The sequence below is a fragment of the Halobiforma lacisalsi AJ5 genome (assembly GCF_000226975.2).
Classification (GTDB): domain Archaea; phylum Halobacteriota; class Halobacteria; order Halobacteriales; family Natrialbaceae; genus Natronobacterium; species Natronobacterium lacisalsi.
Map to the genome: position 1 here is coordinate 3,671,929 of NZ_CP019285.1, position 18,603 is coordinate 3,690,531.

The 18,603-nt window shown below is 65.0% G+C and carries 20 protein-coding genes; 13 read left to right on the forward strand and 7 right to left on the reverse strand.

The window, feature by feature from the left end:
• Nucleotides 1-29 precede the first annotated feature (29 nt).
• The 3 genes from CHINAEXTREME_RS17835 (at nt 30) to CHINAEXTREME_RS17845 (ending at nt 3,426) form a co-directional block, all read left to right on the forward strand.
• Nucleotides 30-2,057 (forward strand): SpoVR family protein, encoded by a 2,028-nt coding sequence (locus CHINAEXTREME_RS17835; protein ID WP_007142546.1) that lies wholly within the window; start codon nt 30-32, stop codon nt 2,055-2,057.
• A gap of 76 nt (nt 2,058-2,133) precedes the next feature.
• Nucleotides 2,134-2,967, forward strand: coding sequence for a hypothetical protein (locus CHINAEXTREME_RS17840; RefSeq protein WP_007142547.1), 834 nt, complete (start codon nt 2,134-2,136; stop codon nt 2,965-2,967).
• Nucleotides 2,968-3,030: 63 nt separating this feature from the next.
• Nucleotides 3,031-3,426 (forward strand): secondary thiamine-phosphate synthase enzyme YjbQ, encoded by a 396-nt coding sequence (locus CHINAEXTREME_RS17845; protein ID WP_007142548.1) that lies wholly within the window; start codon nt 3,031-3,033, stop codon nt 3,424-3,426.
• A 30-nt stretch (nt 3,427-3,456) separates the two neighbouring features.
• Here the strand turns inward: CHINAEXTREME_RS17845 and CHINAEXTREME_RS17850 are convergent, their stop codons facing one another.
• Complete coding sequence (locus CHINAEXTREME_RS17850; protein ID WP_007142549.1) at nt 3,457-4,122, reverse strand: glycerophosphodiester phosphodiesterase; 666 nt, start codon at nt 4,120-4,122, stop codon at nt 3,457-3,459.
• 212 nt (nt 4,123-4,334) lie between these two features.
• On the opposite strand from CHINAEXTREME_RS17850, the gene CHINAEXTREME_RS17855 reads away from it, so the two are divergent.
• Both CHINAEXTREME_RS17855 and CHINAEXTREME_RS17860 read left to right on the forward strand, forming a co-directional pair.
• Nucleotides 4,335-4,781 (forward strand): response regulator, encoded by a 447-nt coding sequence (locus CHINAEXTREME_RS17855; protein WP_007142550.1) that lies wholly within the window; start codon nt 4,335-4,337, stop codon nt 4,779-4,781.
• 165 nt (nt 4,782-4,946) lie between these two features.
• The gene (locus CHINAEXTREME_RS17860) at nt 4,947-5,666 is read left to right on the forward strand and encodes an SDR family oxidoreductase (RefSeq protein ID WP_007142551.1); all 720 of its coding nucleotides are present in this window, start codon (nt 4,947-4,949) and stop codon (nt 5,664-5,666) included.
• Here the strand turns inward: CHINAEXTREME_RS17860 and CHINAEXTREME_RS17865 are convergent.
• Nucleotides 5,663-5,992: a hypothetical protein gene (locus CHINAEXTREME_RS17865; protein WP_007142552.1), complete on the reverse strand. Its 330-nt coding sequence runs from the start codon at nt 5,990-5,992 to the stop codon at nt 5,663-5,665. The two genes, CHINAEXTREME_RS17860 and CHINAEXTREME_RS17865, sit on opposite strands and share 4 nt — an antisense overlap.
• Nucleotides 5,993-6,161: 169 nt before the next feature.
• Here CHINAEXTREME_RS17865 and CHINAEXTREME_RS17870 point away from each other — a divergent pair, with 169 nt between their 5' ends.
• On the forward strand, nt 6,162-6,392 hold the full coding sequence (locus tag CHINAEXTREME_RS17870; RefSeq protein ID WP_007142553.1) for a hypothetical protein: 231 nt from the start codon (nt 6,162-6,164) through the stop codon (nt 6,390-6,392).
• Nucleotides 6,393-6,484: 92 nt separating this feature from the next.
• Here the strand turns inward: CHINAEXTREME_RS17870 and glnA are convergent, their stop codons facing one another.
• Nucleotides 6,485-7,840, reverse strand: a complete 1,356-nt coding sequence (gene glnA / locus CHINAEXTREME_RS17875; RefSeq protein WP_007142554.1) for a type I glutamate--ammonia ligase — start codon at nt 7,838-7,840, stop codon at nt 6,485-6,487.
• Nucleotides 7,841-8,028: 188 nt separating this feature from the next.
• Entirely contained in the window at nt 8,029-8,259 is a 231-nt protein-coding gene (locus tag CHINAEXTREME_RS17880; protein ID WP_007142555.1) for a hypothetical protein, read from the reverse strand.
• Between the two features lie 104 nt (nt 8,260-8,363).
• Here CHINAEXTREME_RS17880 and CHINAEXTREME_RS17885 point away from each other — a divergent pair, with 104 nt between their 5' ends.
• Genes CHINAEXTREME_RS17885 through CHINAEXTREME_RS17895 form a run of 3 tightly spaced genes read left to right on the forward strand, consistent with a single transcriptional unit; the run spans nt 8,364 to nt 12,766 of the window.
• Nucleotides 8,364-8,726 (forward strand): thioredoxin family protein, encoded by a 363-nt coding sequence (locus CHINAEXTREME_RS17885; protein ID WP_007142556.1) that lies wholly within the window; start codon nt 8,364-8,366, stop codon nt 8,724-8,726.
• A gap of 51 nt (nt 8,727-8,777) precedes the next feature.
• Nucleotides 8,778-10,262, forward strand: a complete 1,485-nt coding sequence (locus CHINAEXTREME_RS17890; RefSeq protein WP_007142557.1) for a ribonuclease H-like domain-containing protein — start codon at nt 8,778-8,780, stop codon at nt 10,260-10,262.
• An 8-nt stretch (nt 10,263-10,270) separates the two neighbouring features.
• Nucleotides 10,271-12,766 (forward strand): DEAD/DEAH box helicase, encoded by a 2,496-nt coding sequence (locus CHINAEXTREME_RS17895; RefSeq protein WP_007142558.1) that lies wholly within the window; start codon nt 10,271-10,273, stop codon nt 12,764-12,766.
• 54 nt (nt 12,767-12,820) lie between these two features.
• Here the strand turns inward: CHINAEXTREME_RS17895 and CHINAEXTREME_RS17900 are convergent, their stop codons facing one another.
• The 3 genes from CHINAEXTREME_RS17900 to CHINAEXTREME_RS17905 all read right to left on the reverse strand — a co-directional run bounded on the left by CHINAEXTREME_RS17900 (nt 12,821) and on the right by CHINAEXTREME_RS17905 (nt 14,128).
• Nucleotides 12,821-13,243: a hypothetical protein gene (locus CHINAEXTREME_RS17900; protein WP_007142559.1), complete on the reverse strand. Its 423-nt coding sequence runs from the start codon at nt 13,241-13,243 to the stop codon at nt 12,821-12,823.
• Between the two features lie 58 nt (nt 13,244-13,301).
• Complete coding sequence (locus tag CHINAEXTREME_RS21945; protein WP_007142560.1) at nt 13,302-13,466, reverse strand: hypothetical protein; 165 nt, start codon at nt 13,464-13,466, stop codon at nt 13,302-13,304.
• A gap of 224 nt (nt 13,467-13,690) precedes the next feature.
• Nucleotides 13,691-14,128: a cupin domain-containing protein gene (locus CHINAEXTREME_RS17905; protein WP_007142561.1), complete on the reverse strand. Its 438-nt coding sequence runs from the start codon at nt 14,126-14,128 to the stop codon at nt 13,691-13,693.
• Nucleotides 14,129-14,502: 374 nt separating this feature from the next.
• Here CHINAEXTREME_RS17905 and CHINAEXTREME_RS17910 point away from each other — a divergent pair, with 374 nt between their 5' ends.
• The 4 genes from CHINAEXTREME_RS17910 (at nt 14,503) to CHINAEXTREME_RS17925 (ending at nt 18,448) form a co-directional block, all read left to right on the forward strand.
• The gene (locus CHINAEXTREME_RS17910) at nt 14,503-14,691 is read left to right on the forward strand and encodes a CbtB domain-containing protein (protein ID WP_007142562.1); all 189 of its coding nucleotides are present in this window, start codon (nt 14,503-14,505) and stop codon (nt 14,689-14,691) included.
• Entirely contained in the window at nt 14,691-15,446 is a 756-nt protein-coding gene (locus CHINAEXTREME_RS17915; RefSeq protein WP_007142563.1) for a CbtA family protein, read from the forward strand. Before CHINAEXTREME_RS17910 ends, CHINAEXTREME_RS17915 begins: the two co-directional genes overlap by 1 nt.
• Nucleotides 15,443-15,793 (forward strand): (2Fe-2S) ferredoxin domain-containing protein, encoded by a 351-nt coding sequence (locus CHINAEXTREME_RS17920; protein WP_007142564.1) that lies wholly within the window; start codon nt 15,443-15,445, stop codon nt 15,791-15,793. Before CHINAEXTREME_RS17915 ends, CHINAEXTREME_RS17920 begins: the two co-directional genes overlap by 4 nt.
• A 540-nt stretch (nt 15,794-16,333) precedes the next feature.
• On the forward strand, nt 16,334-18,448 hold the full coding sequence (locus CHINAEXTREME_RS17925; RefSeq protein WP_076738765.1) for an ATP-binding protein: 2,115 nt from the start codon (nt 16,334-16,336) through the stop codon (nt 18,446-18,448).
• The last annotated feature ends 155 nt before the right edge of the window (nt 18,449-18,603 follow it).

An 18,603-nucleotide genomic window follows, 5' to 3' on the forward strand; every position in this document is an offset into this window, starting at 1 on the left:
CATCGAACCCACGAAAACCGGTGGTTGTCATGAGTAAGCGCAATTCCAACGCGGATCGGTTCCGCAAACAGGCGATCGCGGGCGACCTCGAGGAGCCAGTCGCGGAGGCCCGCAACCTCGCGAGAAAACTGGGCCTCGAGCCCTACCCGGTCAAGTACTGGATCATCGACTACGACGAGATGAACGAACTCATCGCCTACGGCGGCTTCCAGAGTCGCTACCCACACTGGCGGTGGGGGATGCAGTACGACAAGCAGCGCAAACAGGGCCAGTACGGCGGGGGCAAGGCCTTCGAGATCGTCAACAACGACAACCCGGCCCACGCCTTCCTCCAGGAGTCGAACACGCTGGCCGACCAGAAGGCCGTCATCACCCACGTCGAGGCCCACTCCGACTTCTTCGCGAAGAACGAGTGGTTCGGCCTGTTCACCGACGGCCGGGCCGACGAGGAGCAGGTCAACGCCGCCGCCATGCTCGAGCGCCACGCGCGAGCGATCGACGACTACATGTCCGATCCCGAGATCGACCGCGCGGAGGTCGAGAAGTGGATCGACCACTGCCTCTCGCTCGAGGACAACATCGATCAACACCGCGTCTTCGAGCGCCGCCTCGAGGTCGAGGGCCCGCCGGACGACCTCGACGAGGACCTCGCGGCGAAACTGGAGGAACTCGAACTCTCCGACGAGATCAAAGGCGAAGTGTTCGACGAGGAGTGGGTCGAGAAACTCGAGGAACGCGACGAGCAGGTCACGTTCCCCGACCAGCCCCAGAAGGACCTGCTGGCGTTCGTCCGCGAGCACGGCAAGCAGTACGACGAGGAGGCCGAACGGGCCGTCGAGATGGCCGAGTGGCAACGCGACGTGCTCGACATGATGCGGGCCGAGGCGTACTACTTCGCCGCCCAGAAGATGACGAAGGTGATGAACGAGGGATGGGCCGCCTACTGGGAGTCGACGATGATGACCGACGAACGGTTCGCCGGCGACGACGAGTTCCTCAACTACGCGGACCACATGGCGAAGGTGCTCGCCTCCGGCGGACTCAACCCCTACAGTCTCGGCATGGAGCTGTGGGAGTACGTCGAGAACACGACGAACCGCCGCGAGGTTCTGGAGCGCCTGCTGCGCGTCGAGGGGATCTCCTGGCGTAACCTCACCGACGTCGTCGACTTCGACGACGTCCTCGAGACGCTCGAGCCGCCGGCAGCGATCGCCGAGATCACGCCGGAAACCCTGGACGACCTCGAGGAACTCCCCGACGAGTGGATCGACCGCGAGGCCCTCGAGGCCGCCCAGGAGGGGGAGATCGACGTCGCGAAGTACCCCTGGAAGGTGCTGACCTACGAGGGGCTGGCCCGTCGACATTACTCGCTGGTCAAGCGCCAGCACCGCGGGTTCCTCTCGCGGGTCTCCCAGAACGAACTCGAGCGGATCGGCCGCTACCTGTTCGACGACGCCCGCTACGCGTCGGTGGAGGAAGCCCTCGAAGACGTCGAGTACACCGCGGGCTGGGATCGTATGTTCGACGTCCGGGAGAGCCACAACGACGTTACCTTCCTCGACGAGTTCCTCACGGAGGAGTTCATCACCGAGAACCACTACTTCACCTACGAGCACTCGAAGGCGACCGGCCAGTTCCACGTCGCCAGTGACGCCGCCGAGGACGTCAAGAAGAAGCTCCTGTTGCAGTTCACCAACTTCGGGAAGCCGACGATCGCCGTCTACGACGGCAACTACAACAACGCCAACGAACTCCTGTTGGGACACCAGTACAACGGCGTCATGCTGGACATCGGGCAGGCCCAGGAGACCCTCAAGCGGATCTTCGAGCTGTGGGGTCGGCCCGTGAACCTCCTGACGATCGTCAAGGAAGTCGACGAACACGACGTCGAGGTCGCGAAGCGACGCAACCGCGAACCCGAGGCCGAGGAACGCGGGAAACTGATCCGCTACGACGGCGACGAGGTGACGACGGAGACCGTCCCCTGGGAGGAAGTCGAACATCTGGCGGCCGACGACGTCGACTACGACACGAAGCCCGAGGATTGGCTCGCCTGAAATATCTTTCTTCGATTGCAGTTCGGATTGAACTGACGGAAGGTTTTTCTTTACGATGGAACATTGAGCGGACACCATGGACGGGGAAGGGGGAAACGCCGTGGGACAGCACCGCGATTCCGAAGGGGAGGAAGACGCCGGTTCGGGGGCCGGCGCCGACTCCAGCGTCGGTTCGAGCGCGGACGTCTCGCCAGGGGCGTCGGAGTTCGACCTGCCGTCGGTCCTCGCTCGACTCGACGATCCGACGCCGGCAACGCGCCGCGAGGCCGTCGACCGGATCCGGGACGCCATCGACCACGACGAGCGTCCCGAACGCTGTCTGCCGGCCGTCCCGAAGCTACGAACGCTACTCGAGGAATCGACAGCGGAGATCGACTATCACGACGAGGTCGCGTACTGTCTGGCGGAACTGGCCGCCGAGTCGCCGACGGACGTCGCGCCGTCGACCGACGCGATCGCCGGGTTCGTCGACGCTCACGACTCGCACGCGGCGACGCCCGACTTGCTTCGCTGTCTCGCCGCCGTCGCCGCCGAGCGGCCCGCCGCGGTCGGCGACCACCTCGAGACCCTCGCCGTCGGTCTCGACCACGAGTCGCCCGCCGCGCGGGCCGACGCCGCGGCGGCGCTGAGCCGCGTCGCGGAGGGAGCGAGCGACGACGACGTAGCCAGTATCGAGGCCGGGGACGTCGACGCGACCCTCCCGTGGGGGCGCGTGCTCGAGTCCCTCGAGGACGACCTGGCACGCGTCCGGGAGAACGCGTGTCGAGCGATCGGGTTCGCGGCCGAACTGGGGATCGAAGTCGAGGTCGGCACCGTCCGGGACCGACTCGCGGGGCTGGCGGACGGGGATTCCGTGCCCGCGGTTCGCGAACGGGCGGAGTGGGCGCTCGAGCGATTCCCGGAAGCGTAGCGGGCGGATTTCTCGATCTCGGCGACCGCAAGAGACGCCTCACTCGCGTCCGTAGGGGACGGTATGCGGACCACGTTCACCGTCGAGACCGACGCGAGGCTGACGACCGTCGACGTCACCGATCGGGTCGCAAACGCCGTGCCCGACGACCGCTCGTCGGGAACCTGCACGGCGTTCCTCGAGCACACGACGGCCGGGCTCGTCGTCCAGGAGAACGAATCCCGGCTCCGGGAGGACATCGAGTCGTTTTTCGCCGATCTCGTGCCGGACGAGGGCCACGCTCACGACCGGATAGACGACAACGCGGACTCACACCTCCGCGCGACGCTGCTCGGTCCCGAGGCGACGCTTCCGGTGGCTGACGGCGACCTCGCGCTGGGCACCTGGCAGTCGCTCCTGCTAGTCGAGTGTGACGGGCCACGCACCCGGACGGTGTCGGTGACGACGGTCGGGGACTAAGTGGCCGGTTCGGACCACCGAGAGCCCGGATCACACCCGGAGCGGTCGATCCGCCGAGACGCAGTCGACGCCCCACACGCCGAGCACCCTCGCCGTGAGTCGCCGCTCGAGCGACCAGGCGTGAATCTCGAGCCCCAGCCGCTTCGCGCGGGGAACGAGCCGCGTCGTCAGGCAGCGTCCGTAGTTCGCGCCGATCACGTCGCAGTCGAGTTCGATCGCGGTCGTCACGGGCGTCTCGAGCCGGCGGCTGGCCAGCAGGCCCGTCGGCTGGCTGCGGTCGTGTTCGCGGATCGCCCGCAACTCGGACTCGAGAAACGAGGTCGTCACGACGCGGTTGTCGAGACCGGCGTCGGTCAGGGCATCGAGCACGTCGGCGGCGATCCCGGACGATTTCATCTCGAGGTTGATCTCGACGGTGTCGGGGACGGCCGCGAGCATCTCCTCGAGCGTCGGGATCCGTTCCTCGGAGTCGAGGACGGTGTATCGCTTGAGTTCCTCGAGGGATTTCTCCGCGACGGGGCCGGTGCCCTCGGTCACCCGGTCGATCGTCTCGTCGTGGACGACCACGAGTTCGCCCGACCCACAGCGGCGGACGTCGAATTCGACGGCGTCGGCGCGGGCGGCCGCCGAGCGAACCGCGGCGATCGTGTTCTCCGGTGCCGTCGCCGCGAACCCTCGATGGGCGATGAGTCGCATTCGACCGCACAAACGGGGGCACCGGGGTTATATTGCTCGCTGGCGATCGAAACACGCAACCACGCCCCCGTCGCGGGTGTCGATTCCTGCTGGGCTCCAAAGATTTTAGTAACTATCTTTAACCGTGTACGGTCGCTACGTTGGAACGGATTCGGTCGCAGTGACCACATCACGAGTATCAAAATGGGGAACCTTACAGTGAGAGGTCGACGATGACGGGGAACGGGGAACGGGTCGAGATCCTTCTCGTCGAAGACAATCCGGGGGACGTTCGACTCATCGAAGAGGCGTTCAAGGAACTCTCGATTACCGTCACGCTGGAGGCCGTCTCCGACGGGGACGAAGGACTCGACTTCCTGTACGAGCGCGTCGAGGACGCGGCCGCGTCTGTACCCGACTTCGTCCTGTTGGACCTGAACCTGCCGCGAATGGACGGATTCGAGTTCCTCGAGGCCGTGCGGGACGATTCGGACCTCGCACGGGTTCCCGTCCTGGTCCTGACGAGTTCGGAGGCCAGCGACGACGTCCTCGAGAGCTACGAACTGTCGGCCAACGCCTACCTGACCAAGCCGACCGATCCGGGCGAGTACGCGTCGATGGTACAGTCGGTCGCTGAGTTCTGGTTCAAACGCGCCGCACTGCCGACGCTGTCCGCCTAACTGATCGTCTCGCGTGTCGGCGTCCCGGCCATACATCCGCTCTATAGTACCAACTGAAACTGTTTGCACACTGATCGCACAGCTGTCACGCGATCGGGTGCGCACCGACTCCAGTAGCGACTATAGCCCCCGCTATTGATGCGTCAGGGGCCCGTACGTTCCGGCATGCCGTCTACCGACTTCGACGTCGATTTCGACGGAACCGTCGCCGTCGTTACGGGTGCCAGCGGAGCCCTGGGAAGCGCAGCCGTCGACCGGTTCCGGGAGGCGGGCGCAACCGTCTGTGCCGTCGACGTGGTCGAACCCGACGACGATGACAGCCTGCTCGAGCCCGACAACCGGACCCACTTCTACGAGGCCGACCTCACCGACGAGAGCGAGGTCGCCGGCCTCGTCGAGACGATCGTCGACGATCACGGGCGAATCGATCACCTGCTCAACGTGGCCGGTACCTGGCGCGGCGGCGATCCGATCGCCGACACCGACCTCGAGGAGTTCGAATTCCTGCTGGACGTCAACCTGAAAACCGCGTTCCTGGCCTCGAAACACGCACTTGCGCACCTCGAGGAGACGGAGGGATCGATCGTCAACGTCAGCGCCCGGTCGTCGCTCGAGGGCGGAGAGGGGGACGGCCCGTACCGGATCTCGAAGGCGGGCATTCGGCTACTCACCGAGACGCTCGCCGAGGAGAACCTCGGGACCGTCCGTGCAAACTGCGTCATGCCGAGCGTCATCGATACGCCGATGAACCGGGAGATGATGCCCGACGCGGACCACGACTCGTGGGTCGAACCGGGCGAGATCGCCGAGACGATGACGTTTCTCTGCAGCGACGGCGCGGCGGTAACGAGCGGCGCGGCGGTGCCGGTCTACGGCGAGGCCTAGCGCTCGACCGTTTTCGACCTGATCTCGTCGCCCTCGCGCCACTGGTAGTACCAGTACTCGGTACCGGCGATCTCGGTCTCGGTGACGGTCGCTCGCTCGGGGACGCCCGGCGGGTAGTCGTCACCGTCACCGTCACCGTCATCGTCACCATCACCGTCTCCCGAACCGCCGCCCGCCTCGAGCCAGTCCGCGAGGTCGGCGGCGTACAGCGCGACGTCCCGGATCGTTTCCGGATCGTACTCCCGTAACTCCTCGAGTGCGCTCCGCAGATCCTCGTCCGTGATCGTCGCGGGCACCGTCGGTTCCTCGTCGCCGGGATCGGTCATGCGTCTCGTCGTTCGATGGGTGCGGCCGTAAAACGGTCGCGTCCTCCGGGCCACGAGCGACGGCGTGTCACGAGAGACGGTGACAACGGTCCTACTAGGACGTAGCGTTACATTTAAACACAATGGCCGGTGCGCCTATATACCGGAACGTGGTCCGGTCGTAGTGACAATGCTATCACAGGAGCACCGTTCCGAGAAACGGATCGAACCGGTCCCGGAAGGAGTCGAGTCGGCACAGGCGAAACTCGTCTACATCTACCTCGAGGCGGTCGGCGGCGCGACGGTCGACGAACTGGCTGACGGACTAACGTTGAAGAAAATCGACGTGTTGAGCGTGCTGAACTCGCTGTCGACCGCGGGCGTGATCGAACGGGACGGCGACGAGTACGTCGCGTCCTGAGGCGCAGTCGGTTTTCGGCGCGACCGCTGACGGACGCGGCACACAGTAGCGAGCGGTCGGAAGGCCGAACGGGAGTAGGCCGTTGTGTCGGCTTAGAACGTCTCGAGGTAGCGGTCGAGTTCCCACTCGGAAACGTCGACCAGGTACTCCTCGAACTCCTGGCTCTTCGCTTCGACGAACTTCGGCGCGACGTGGTCGCCAAGCGCGTCGTAGACGACTTCGTCCTCCTCGAGGGCGTCGACCGCCTGGCCGAGGTTCGACGGCAGCGTGTCGATACCGTACTCCTCGCGGGTCTCCTCGTCGAACTCGTAGATGTTCTCCCGGATCGGTTCGGGGCACTCGAGGTCGTTCTCGATGCCGTCGAGGCCGGCGTGGATCATGACGGCGAACGCGAGGTAGGGGTTACACGACGGGTCGGGCGAGCGCAGTTCGATGCGCGAGGCGGCCGGGACGCGGGCCGCAGGCTTGCGGACCAGGGCCGACCGGTTGCGGTCGGACCAGGCGACGTACACCGGTGCCTCGTAGCCGGGCACCAGGCGCTTGTAGCTGTTCACAGTGGGGTTCGCGACCGCCGTAATCGCCGGCGCGTGCTCGAGGATGCCGGCGAGGTACGACCGTGCGGTGTCGCTCAGGTCGAACTCGTCGTCCTCGTCGTGGAAGGCGTTCTCGCCGCCGGCCTCCATCAGCGACATGTGGGTGTGCATCCCCGAGCCGTTGATCTTCGGGATCGGCTTGGGCATGAACGTCGCGTGAAGGTCGTGCTGGGCCGCGATAGCGCGGACGACGGTGCGGAAGGTGGCGACGTTGTCCGCCGTCGCCAGCGCGTCGTCGTACTCGAAGTTGATCTCGTACTGGCCGCGGGCGACCTCGTGGTGGCTGGCTTCGATCTCGAAGCCCATGTCCTCGAGGCCGTAGATGATGTCCCGGCGGACGTCGCTCGCGAGGTCTTTCGGCGCGAGATCGAAGTAGCCGCCGTGGTCGGCGGTCTCGGTCGTCGCCCGTCCCTCCTCGTCCTCCTCGAACATGAAGAACTCCGGTTCGGGCGCGAAGTTGACTTCGTACCCCATCTCCTTGGCCCGCTCGAGGGCCTGGCGGAGTACGTACCGTGGGTCGCCCTCGAACGGCTCGCCGGTCGAGGTGTCGTAGACGTCACAGATCATCCGGGCCGCGGCGCTCTCCTCGTCCTGGCGCCACGGGAGGACGGCGAACGTCTCCGGGTCGGGAACCAGACGCATGTCCGATTCCTGGATGCGGACGAACCCTTCGATCGACGAGCCGTCGAAGTAGATCCCCTCGGTGAACGCCTTCTCCGCCTGGCGGGCGGGGACGGCGACGTTTTTCACCGTTCCCAGGATGTCGGTGAACTGTAACCGAAGGAAGTCGACGTCTTGCTCTTCGATTTCGTCCAGTACGTCCTGTTCCGCCGAAGTCAGTTTTCCGTTTGCCATCTTTTGCTCGAGTAGTGCATCGACTTCTACTATTAAAGCTCTATTGTTGTGGGCGAATATCCGACAATCTGCTAGAGAGTGGACGACTGTAAACCCGTGTGGCAATATCTGCGAGCGCGGTCGGAGTGCGTCGGAAAACGAGGCGCGAAATTCGAGAAACGTCTCGCCGAGTCGCTGATCGGCCGGATCTATCCGGACGCGATTGGGTGCCGGGAGCCGCCGTCCGTGCGTTCGTGGCCCGGTCGTTCGTCGATCGTCGTATCACAGACCGGACAGACGTACTCCACGACGCCGTCGCTCGAGCGGCGAACCCAGTCGCCGTCGATGGTGCTCGCGTGAGCGCACGCCCAGCAGAACAGGACCGATTTGCGACGATCCGACGTGGCGGCGTCGTCGGTCGAAGGGGCGGATCGTGTCATAACCGATAGTACGGGCTCGAGCGGTATAGGCCCTTTTTATAACGGTTAATCCGGTTCGTCGCGCTACCCGTCAGCCGTTTCAGCGGTCGTCCCCTACACTGGGTATGACCGACCCCAGGACCAGACCACAGCGACTCGAGGACGCCGACGAACTCGACGCGTTCGTCGCGAACCACGACGTCGCGCTCGTCGAACTGTTCACGAGCGGCTGTCCGAAGTGCCAGGCGATGGAGCCGGTACTCGGCAACGTCGCCCGTTCGACGGGCGTCCCCGTCGGCCTCGTCAACCTCGGCGACGACCCGCGGCTCGTCGAGCGATTCGAGGTCCAGTCCGTGCCTGCCCTCGTCGTATTCCGCGACGGGGAACGTGTCGCCCACCTGGCCGACGGCTTCGTCGGCGGCGACGAACTCACCTCGTTTCTCGCGGACCACGCCCCGGACGCGGTCGACGGGGCGAGTACAGTCTAACCGCGCCCGCGTCCACGAAATCTTAAGCGTCCCCGCCCGAACCCACCACGTGTGACGACTCGAGGCGGCGCGACCCTGCTCGCCGTTCGCTGCGAGACCCTCGCCGAGCGGGGCGACCCGGCGCTGTCGGACGCCCTCGAGTATTTCGACCCCGACCTCGTCTACGTGCTCCGAGAAGAGTTCGACCCACGGATCGCGAGCCGGTTCCGGCGCACGTTCGACGGCCCCGTCGTCCGCGCCGACGACCCTCGGCGGGACGGCTGGAGAGTGGAGGCCGTCGCCGGGATCCGCTTTCTCTTCGCGGACGCTCCCGAGCAGTTGACGGACTCTGCGGACGACCCGCCAGCGGACGTCGACTACGTCGTCTGTGACGCCATCGAGACTCGCACGGACGCCGTCTCGCTCGAGGTCGACCTCGCTGGGCGGGCGGCGATCGCGGCGTACCGAGCACGGGTAGCGGACGAGCGGGCGGGCGACGGCGGTCCGACCGTCCTCACCGGCGCGCTCGAGGCAACCTACGACCACGTGTGGACGGCGACGGTCGACGGGAGCCGTGTGCGCCTCCCGGTCCGCGGCGTCGGCCCGATCCGTCGTGCCGCGGCCGCCGAACTCGCCTGCCTCGCCTGCCGTCCGGACGGGTCGGTCGCGGTCTCGTCCGTTCCGGCCGACCGGTTCGGCCTGACGGCCCTCGAGGGCGTCGGTCCCGAAACGGCCGATCGACTCAGAGCAGCGGGGTACGACGACCGAGAGGCGGTCTCCGACGCCGCGCTCGCGGACCTCCGATCGGTCCACGGGATCGGGACTGCGACGGCCGAGACGATCCGCGGGAGCGCACGGGCCGTCGCCGAGGGCCGAGTCGTACGCCGCACCGGGGAGTCGGTCCCGCCCGCCGAGGGCACGCCGCTGTTCGTCGACATCGAAACCGATGGGCTCCACCCGACGGTGATCCCCCTGATCGGCGTCTACGACCCCGACCGCGACGCCTACGTCGACTTCGTCGACCGCGATCCCTCGCGGGACGACCCCGGCCGCGCGACCCGCGAGTTCGTCGACTGGCTGGCCGCCGAGTACGACCGGCCCGCGCTGGTCGCCTGGAACGGTCACGAGTTCGACTTCCCCAACCTCGAGCGGTTCGTCGCGAAATTCGCGCCCACGTTCCGGGAGTACTGGCGCGAGCACGTCTCGACGTACGACCCCTACGACTGGGCGGTCCGGCGCGACAACGCCGTCCTGCCGGGGCGAACGAACCGCCTCGGCGACGTGGCCGCGGCGCTGGACTGCGACTGCGGCCCCGAGGTCGCAGCGATCGACGGCCGAACGCTGGGGACACGGATCCGTCGGCTGCTCGAGGCCGACGGTGACGGAACTGCGGACGGTTCCGATGCCGTCGGCGTCGACTGGACCCGCGCCCGCCGCTACTGCGAGGCCGACGTTCGGGAACTGGCGGCTGTGTACGACGCCATCGCAGCAGCGGAACCGACGGACGAATCGCACGACGAGCGGGAGACGACCCAGACCGGACTCACCGACTTCTGACACCAGCCATGGACGACCGCACTGACGCCACCGATCTCGCGCTCACTCCAGCGAACCTCCGGGACAGCTACCCGACCGACCGCTATCGCGGCCAGATCCGCGAGCGGATCACGATCCCCACACGGTCGGCCGATCACGTCCCGCCCGACGACGTCCTCCCCGCGACGCTCGCCGCGCGGCTCCCCGTCGACCTCTGGAGCCACCAGGCCGAGGCCCTCGAGGCGCTCGCCGATGGCGAGAACGTCTGCGTCTCGACGTCCACCTCGTCGGGGAAGACCTACGTTTACGGGCTCGAGATCGCCCGTCGCGCCCTCGAGAACCCGGACGTCCGCGCGTTGCTCGTCTACCCGACCAAGGCGCTCAGCCGCGACCAGCGGCGAGAACTCGCGGAGTTGTTCGACGACCTCGGACTGGACCTGACCGTCGGCGTCTACGACGGCGACACCGACCCCGGCGACAAGGCCCGCATCCGCGAGGAGGCGAACGTCGTCATCACGAACGTCGCAGGGCTGAACCAGTACCTCGAGGGTCACCACCGCTGGGCCGGGTTCCACGCGAACTGCGAACTGGTGGTCGTCGACGAAGCCCACTCCTGGACGGGGGTGAGCGGTATGCACGCGGCCTGGATTCTCCGACGGGCCCGGCGCGTGATCGACTGGTACGGCGGCGATCCCCAGTACGTCCTGACCAGCGCGACGATCGGCAACCCCGGCGAGCACGCCGCGGCGCTGACCGGCGAACCGGCGACGGTGATCGACGGGGACGGCTCCCCGAGGGGTCGCCGGCACCTCGTGTTCTGGGAGCCGCCCGAGCGAAGCGGGGACGACGGGGAGATCCCCAGCAAGCGGCCCGCGACCGTCGAAGCGCCGGAGCTGTGGGCCCACTGCTGTTACCACGGCGTCCCCTCGCTGCTGTTTTGCGACTCGCGGAAGGCGACCGAACTGGCCGTCGACCGGGCGACTGACTTCGTCGAGAACCCGACGTTTCCCTACGCCGGGAGCGTCGCCCTCGAGCCGTACAACGCGGGCCACGGCAAACGCGCGCGGCGCGAGACCGAACGCCGGCTGAAGTCCGGCGACCTCGACGGGGTCGCGACCACCAGCGCCCTCGAGGTCGGGATCGACGTCGGCGGGATCGACGGGACCCTGCTCATGGGCTATCCCGGCTCGCGGAGTTCCTTCTGGCAGCGGATCGGCCGCGCCGGACGCGGAACCCGGGACGCCCTGTCGGTCTTCGTCCCCGATCAGGCTACCCTCGACGGCTACGTCAGCCGCCATCCCGAGTACCTCCTCGAGAACGACCCCGAGGACGCCGTCGTCGACCTCGAGAACCACCCGGTCTTCCTGCAACACCTCCGCTGTGCGGCCCAGGAGTTGCCGGTCACCCGCGACGACGCGGACACCTTCGGCGGACGCGACCGCCTCGAGCGGGCCGTCGCGTACGGACGCAAGACGGGCGACCTCGAGGGATCGCTCGCCGGCGGGGTAACCTACGCCCGGCGGGACCGCCCCCAGGACGATATCAGCCTCTACGCCACCGGCGGTACGACGTTCGACGTCCGCGTGGCCGGCGAGGGATCGATCGACCACGAACCGATCGGCGAAGCCCGCGCGTACCGTGACTACCACGAGGGTGCGACGGTGCTCCACCGGGGCGACCGGTACGAGGTGCGCGAACTCCGAGCCGATCGACCGCAGCCGTCCGTCGAACTCGAGCCGGTCGACGTCGATTACTACACCCAGTCCCAGCGGCGGGTGGCGATCCACGACACCGAGGTCCGCGAGTCGCGGGCGGTCGAGGCCGCCGCCGAAAACGGGTTCCAACTCAACAGGGGCTACGGCACTGTCACCGTCCGCTACCCCACATACACCAAACGCGACGTCGAAACCGGCGAGGTACTCGAGACCGGCCTCGAGACTGGCACCCTGCCGGTCGAGATGCGAACCCAACTGTGCTGGGCGGAGGTGCCGACCGGGGTCGAACGGGCGGTGACCGAGACCCACTCCGACTATCGCAACGAGGAGTGCGTCGACCTCCCGCCGCGGCTGCACGGCTATCTCGGCGGCATCCACGCGATCGAACACGCCATGATCGGCGTCGCGCCCCTCGAGTTGACCGTCGACTCGAACGACCTCGGCGGGCTCGCGACGAACCGACTGCCCGACGCGCCGGACACCAGCGGCTGGTTCATCTACGACGGCGTCGAGGGCGGACTGGGGTTCTCCCGGCGGATCTACGAGGAGTTCGAGGACGTCGCCCGCCGCGCTCGAGAGCTGATCGTCGACTGCGACTGCGGCCGCGACGAGGGATGTCCGGCCTGTCTCATGAGTGACCGCTGTGGGAACGACAACCGGCCGCTGTACGGCCCCGCAGCGACCGACGTGATCGACGCCCTGCTCGGCGAACGCGGGGCGGAGCTGGCCGATCTCGAGCCGACGGCCGCCTCGGAGGAGACGAGCGAGAGCGAAGAGGAGCGGCGTCGGCCGCCGGCGTCGGTCTCCTGACCGGAGTGCTCGAACGAGGTTCGAGGAAACGTCGATCGGTCGGCCCGAGTCACGCTACTCGTCGGCGTCGACGTCGACGTCGACATCGTCGGCTTCGGCGGCCAACTTCTCGAGCGAAACCTCCCCGTCGAGGAACCGTTCCCCCAGTTCCGTCACGTCGTACATCCCCGTCGCCACCTTCTTCAGGAGCCCCCGTTTCGCCAGTTCGCGACAGCGGTGGCTGGCCACTGGGCCGCGACAGACGTCCGCCTCGGCCGCGTGGCTCGGCGCGAAGTTGTGGTCCTCCCGCAGCACCGCGAGGATCTCCTCGTCCTCCGGCTCGAGCCAGTCGGGGCCGGGCGACTCCGCCTCGAAGCTCCGAAAGCCGGTGGGTGTGGGGGACCGGCCAGTCGTTTGGTCGGGGTCGGGGTCGAGGTCGGAATCGCCATCGGCCCCGGAACCAGCGTCGCTATCGTTCTCGTTCGCATCCGGAGTCATACGCGTCCCTAGTCGGCGACCGCTCAAGAAGCATCGGGATCGCCGCACCGGCGCCCCGTCAGGACGGGTGCTGGTGGCTGATCTTCTCCGCGACCGTCCCCGGAACGGGCGTCCCGCAGTCCTTGCACTTCCAGGTCGGGGAAGCCGCACCCGGTTCCTTCTCCATGTCCTGCCTGAACCTGAGTCGGGCGCCGCAGACGCACCTGTGCGTGGAACGGGTCATACCCGTTCCGTACGGACTCGAGGCGATAAAACGTCTGCCCGCAGTTCCCGTTGCTGAAAACGGAGGGCACCGGTGTGGCGGGCAGCAGGCGTCGGCGCGGGCCAGCGTCGGCGTCGCCGATCACTCGGGAAGATCGTAACCGAGCAAGCGCCCGAGGCCAGCCAGGCCCTTGAACGCCCAGTGTGGTGGGTTGACCGCACGGATATCCCCCTCGTGTTCCGTCGTCAGCATCGCCAACAGTACGACGTCGTCGAAGCCATCCGGAGGGAACGACACGCCTCGCTCCGTAACGAGGCGATGGAACCGCCGGAGAACTCCTCGTGCCGTAACGCGGGCTCGTGGACGTTGATGAGTTCCACGGGCGTCTTGTTCCTGAAGGTGTGCGGCGTTCCTGGCGCAACCGTGTGTTCTTCACCGGCCGACACGTCCGTCCAATCCCCGTCTACGTACACTTCCAGCACGCCGGAGCGCACTTCATAGCGCTCTTCGGCGTGTGGATGCGTATGGACGAACGGCCCCTCCTCGGGGACGGACTCGATCTCGAATCGCATCTCCAGTAGCTCGCCGTTCGTGTCCTCCGTCGAACGCGTGATCTCCCAGCGGCCGGGAAACTCCCCGAAATCGAGCACGCGGTTCGGTTCCCTGTGTTCTTTGGCCGTCATGCTGTCCTCTCCGGCCCGGTGCGCTCGGGCTTGCTGTTCGTGTGGCTCGTTGTGAGCATTGGTGCCACCCATGAGACCCAGTTCGCCGGTTCGCCGGTTCCCCGTCTCCGCTTCTTTCGTCGCTCACCGACCACTACGTCGCGTGGTCGCGCCCTGAGACGGGCGAATGATAGTAGCGGCGGGATCGGGTTATGTGTTAGGAGAAGGATATTTCTCTAGCCTGACCGAGCGGAATCCAGCTTTTGGAGGTTCGTGCTCGAGCGACCGGATCATCGAGCCGACGGCCGATGGGTACTCCGCCCCGATGCGGAACGGCCCGGACGGGAGGCACCGGAACTTTTACAATCTAACTTTCTGTAGTGCAAGCTGAGTTTATGACAGCGACGAACGATACCGTTCACGATCGAATCGAAACGGCCCGGACGGATCTCACACCGATGCAACTAGCGACGATTCTCGTCTTCGCGGCCGCGATCGGATTCACGCTCCTGTTCCTGCAGGAACCGATCGCTCACGACGCGATGCACAACTTCCGCCACGGTGCCGGGATCACCTGCCACTGATGTTGGTCAACTACCTCCAGCGAGGTGTCGTCGCGGGGGCTATCGCAGGCCTCCTCTACGGAGTTTACATGGCCGTCGTGGCGAACCCCTTGATCGAGTATATGGAAACCGTGTCCCACCACGCCGGAGAACACGATCACGGGCACGCGGCCGATCCCGCACACGCCCACGCAGTCAGCGAGGCCACGACGGAGGTCGTCAGCGTCGGCAGCGGGGTGCTCTGGGGAATCTTCCTGGGGGGCCTGTTCGCGCTTGGGTTCTACTTCCTCGAGCCGGCACTACCTGGGGCGGAGCGTGTCTCCGCGTACGTACTCGCGGGTGCTGGATTCCTGACCGTCTCCGTGACCCCGTGGCTGGTCCTCCCGCCGGCGACACCGGGAGCCGAACAGTCGCTCGGGCCGAACCCACGGCTCGTGATCTATGCCGGGCTGATGGCCCTCGGTGCCGTCGTCGCGGCCACGGCGATCCTCGGTTACGACCGAACGACGGCGCGAACCGGGAACCGGTACTACGGCGTCGCCGCCGCAGCAGTGCCGGTGGTCGCAACCGTCGCGATCCTCCCTACGGTAACGCCGACGATTACGACCGCCGGCACGATGCCGGCCGAGCTCGTCACCGCCTTCAGAGGGCTCACCGTCCTGAGTCAGGCCGCCGTCTGGGCGATCGTGGCGGGGAGTTTCTCGTGGCTCACCGACCACGTGGAATCGACCGACGGAACGGCCGCCCTCGAGGACGACCACTCAGTGGCGGCATGAACAGACGCACCGAGCAACAGCGCGATCGAATCGGGGCACAGGTGCTTGTCTGTACGAACGATCGCGACTCGGAGTACGCCTGCTGTGCGGACGTCGGTGCCGACGAGGTCGTCGCGGCGGTCAAGTCGTGGCTCCGCGACCGGAACGCTTTCTGGTCGCCGATCGCCGTCATCGAGACAGCGTGTCTCGGCCTCTGTAGTGAGGACGGAACGGCGATCGCGATCCAGCCCCGCGACGAGTGGTACTCCGACGTGACGCCTGCGGACGTCCCCGACCTGCTCGAGCGGGAGTTCGGTCCCGAGGCCGAGTCGATCGACGAGCGTGCCGTCGGCGGAGGCGTCCCGTAGCACTGGCCATTGTCGAAGATCGTTCTCCACCACCGGTCATGCCTTCCCCCAGTTTGCCGTCGTCGCGTGGGTCCGTGAGGACTTCCCTCGATGCCGGCTTTCGCCCCTTGACCCAGTGTGCCGGGATCCGATTACGGCCGGGGGTACGGTCAACGACGGCCTGCTCCCTGTTCTTCGCGTCTTCGAGTTCGCCAACGTGGTCGCCTTCGAGAATCAATGACTGAAAAGTACAGTCCCCTGTTCACGCCGGATGAGGCGGTGATTTTCACGAACGTGATGGTGTGCGTTCCGGTCGTCGGTGCTGACTGATTTTCAGTGGCTACGTCACCGGCGGACGGTGCGAGAGTTTCGCGAGATGGTTTTTACCCCTCCCCAGTCGTGGTATCGCTGCGAGGGGACGTTCCAAACTGGCATCGGAACAAACGATCCAGGAGATGGAAAGAATGCTCGGACAGGTGCCAGGCATTATGCAGCTCGTCCGCGAGACGAGAATCCCCTCACCGTAACGTCCATTAATGGGATTGTCCTACTGGCCACCCAGTGAGTTTTCAGAAACATCTTCTCGAGGCCCTCGGCCCGAGACGGATCATCGCAGTTCTCGGCGGGCTGTATGTCGTACTCGCTGTCGGACGGGGGTTTGTCCGGTTTACTCGAGATGTACCGCCTGGCAACATCCTTGTCGTAACCCTATTGATTGCTTTTCCCGGGTTCGGTCTCATATACGGTAGCTACTGGCTCTCTCACACTGATATCGGATCGAAGTTCTACTCTGATATCGCTCGCTGGTGTCTGATTGGATTCGGTGCAATGGCAATCATCCTCCTTCTCTACCATCTCCAGCCGGAAGGCGGAATCTCCACGCCAGCAACATCTCCACCGATCCTGACGGCGCTTAGCACTGTTGCAGGGTTCGGAGTAGGGATTCACGATGCCCAAGCGAAGACGCGAACAGATCAGCTCGAGCAACGTAATCGGGAACTGGAAGAAACACAGGTAGAACTCGAGGAGACGGTGGACGAACTCGAAGACGCGAACGAACGCCTCGAGCGCTACAGAGAGTACACGGATCACGTGCTGGATGCGATCGATGATATCTTCTATGTGCTTGACGACGCGGGCTCGCTTCGACGGTGGAACGAAAGTCTCTGTGAGGTAACAGGCTATTCGGAGGCCGAAATTTCGTCGATGACGGCGGTCGATTTTTTCGATGACGATGAGCACCCGTTGATAGCGGAGACGATCGCGGACGGATTCGAAACGGGCAGTATTCAGCTTGAAGCAGAGCTACTCACCAAGGAAGGAGAGCCTATTCCGTACGAATTTGTCGCGTCAACGGTCGAAAATCCCGATAACGAGAGCGTGCTGGCGGGCATTGGACGAGATATCACCGAACGGAAAGAATGGGAACGTGAACTCGAGAATCGAGTCAAACAGCAGGAAGTGGTGGCAGAGATCGGGCAACTCGCGCTTGAACGGGATGATCTCGACGAAGTGATGGCTGAAGCGGCCCAGCAGGTAGCAGCGGCTCTTCACAACGAGTACTGCATGGTACTCGATTTTGATTCTTCCCGTGAAGAACTCCAGCTTCGACAAGGTGTTGGTTGGGACGACGAAGGAACTGTGGACGTATCGATCTCGACTGATGAGACGGATTCTCAGGCTGCATATACATTGGCGAACGATCATCCAGTCGTCGTCGAAAATTTCGAGACAGAAACACGATTTAGCGGCTCTGAACTGCTGACGAGCCACGATATTCGCAGTGGTATTAGTACGCTTATCGGGACGACCGACGATCCATGGGGTCTCATCGCCGCGTACGATACGAATCCGCAGACGTTCACCGAGGAGGACGTCACGTTCGTCCAGAGCGTGGCGACGATTCTCGCAGATGCGATCGAACGGAATCAATATCAAAACGATCTCGAACAGCTGGTAGCTGACCTGGAGGAGTCCAACGAACGTCTCGAACAGTTCGCGTACGCAGCGTCACACGACTTGCAAGAGCCGCTGCGGATGGTTTCCAGCTATCTCCAGTTGATCGAGCGTCGCTACGGTGATGAACTCGATGAGGACGGCGAGGAGTTCCTCGAATTCGCCGTGGATGGCGCTGATCGGATGCGATCGATGATCGACGGCCTGCTCCAGTACTCACGGGTCGAAACACAGGGAAGCGAATTCGAGCCAGTGGATCTCGAGAACGTTCTCGACGACGTCCGTGAGGATCTACGGATGAAAATCGAGGAGAGCGATGCCAAGATCACCGCGGAGTCGCTTCCCCGGGTCACCGGAGATGAGGAGCAGTTACGGCAGGTATTCCAGAATCTCCTCTCCAACGCGATCAAATACAGTGGTGAGGGGCCACCCAAGGTGCATATCTCCGCTGGACGGAACGGGACGGACTGGACAGTCTCAGTCTCTGACAACGGAATCGGTATCGATCCGAAGGATCAGGACCGGATTTTCGAGGTCTTCGAGGGGTTACACGCCGCCGATGACTATACGGGTACGGGGATCGGTCTTGCAGTCTGTGAACGGATCATCGAACGACACGGTGGAGAAATCTGGGTCGAATCCGAACCCGGTGAAGGATCGACGTTCTCGGTCACGCTGCCGGCAGTCACCGATCGGTTCGAAGAGTACGCGGTAGAATAATACCAGTAGATAGCCGGCCAGCAGACGCTAACTCTTCTTTCGCAGTATAGTTCCTCAATTTCGTGTATCTACAACCCGATGACGATACCTATGCACAATTCGTCTTCACAGCCGAGTCAATGTCTTGATCTATTGTTAGTAGAGGATAATCCAGG

Excerpts from the sequence above, each read along its gene's own strand:
- CHINAEXTREME_RS17840 (WP_007142547.1), top strand. The coding sequence starts at position 2,134 with ATGGACGGGGAAGGGGGAAACGCCGTGGGACAGCACCGCGATTCCGAA.
- CHINAEXTREME_RS17860 (WP_007142551.1), top strand. The coding sequence starts at position 4,947 with ATGCCGTCTACCGACTTCGACGTCGATTTCGACGGAACCGTCGCCGTC.
- CHINAEXTREME_RS17870 (WP_007142553.1), top strand. The coding sequence starts at position 6,162 with ATGCTATCACAGGAGCACCGTTCCGAGAAACGGATCGAACCGGTCCCG.
- CHINAEXTREME_RS17905 (WP_007142561.1), bottom strand. The coding sequence starts at position 14,128 with ATGACGGCCAAAGAACACAGGGAACCGAACCGCGTGCTCGATTTCGGG.
- glnA (WP_007142554.1), bottom strand. The coding sequence starts at position 7,840 with ATGGCAAACGGAAAACTGACTTCGGCGGAACAGGACGTACTGGACGAA.
- CHINAEXTREME_RS17850 (WP_007142549.1), bottom strand. The coding sequence starts at position 4,122 with ATGCGACTCATCGCCCATCGAGGGTTCGCGGCGACGGCACCGGAGAAC.
- CHINAEXTREME_RS17835 (WP_007142546.1), top strand. The coding sequence starts at position 30 with ATGAGTAAGCGCAATTCCAACGCGGATCGGTTCCGCAAACAGGCGATC.
- CHINAEXTREME_RS17910 (WP_007142562.1), top strand. The coding sequence starts at position 14,503 with ATGACAGCGACGAACGATACCGTTCACGATCGAATCGAAACGGCCCGG.
- CHINAEXTREME_RS17855 (WP_007142550.1), top strand. The coding sequence starts at position 4,335 with ATGACGGGGAACGGGGAACGGGTCGAGATCCTTCTCGTCGAAGACAAT.
- CHINAEXTREME_RS21945 (WP_007142560.1), bottom strand. The coding sequence starts at position 13,466 with ATGACCCGTTCCACGCACAGGTGCGTCTGCGGCGCCCGACTCAGGTTC.
- CHINAEXTREME_RS17915 (WP_007142563.1), top strand. The coding sequence starts at position 14,691 with ATGTTGGTCAACTACCTCCAGCGAGGTGTCGTCGCGGGGGCTATCGCA.
- CHINAEXTREME_RS17895 (WP_007142558.1), top strand. The coding sequence starts at position 10,271 with ATGGACGACCGCACTGACGCCACCGATCTCGCGCTCACTCCAGCGAAC.
- CHINAEXTREME_RS17885 (WP_007142556.1), top strand. The coding sequence starts at position 8,364 with ATGACCGACCCCAGGACCAGACCACAGCGACTCGAGGACGCCGACGAA.
- CHINAEXTREME_RS17880 (WP_007142555.1), bottom strand. The coding sequence starts at position 8,259 with ATGACACGATCCGCCCCTTCGACCGACGACGCCGCCACGTCGGATCGT.
- CHINAEXTREME_RS17845 (WP_007142548.1), top strand. The coding sequence starts at position 3,031 with ATGCGGACCACGTTCACCGTCGAGACCGACGCGAGGCTGACGACCGTC.
- CHINAEXTREME_RS17865 (WP_007142552.1), bottom strand. The coding sequence starts at position 5,992 with ATGACCGATCCCGGCGACGAGGAACCGACGGTGCCCGCGACGATCACG.
- CHINAEXTREME_RS17920 (WP_007142564.1), top strand. The coding sequence starts at position 15,443 with ATGAACAGACGCACCGAGCAACAGCGCGATCGAATCGGGGCACAGGTG.
- CHINAEXTREME_RS17900 (WP_007142559.1), bottom strand. The coding sequence starts at position 13,243 with ATGACTCCGGATGCGAACGAGAACGATAGCGACGCTGGTTCCGGGGCC.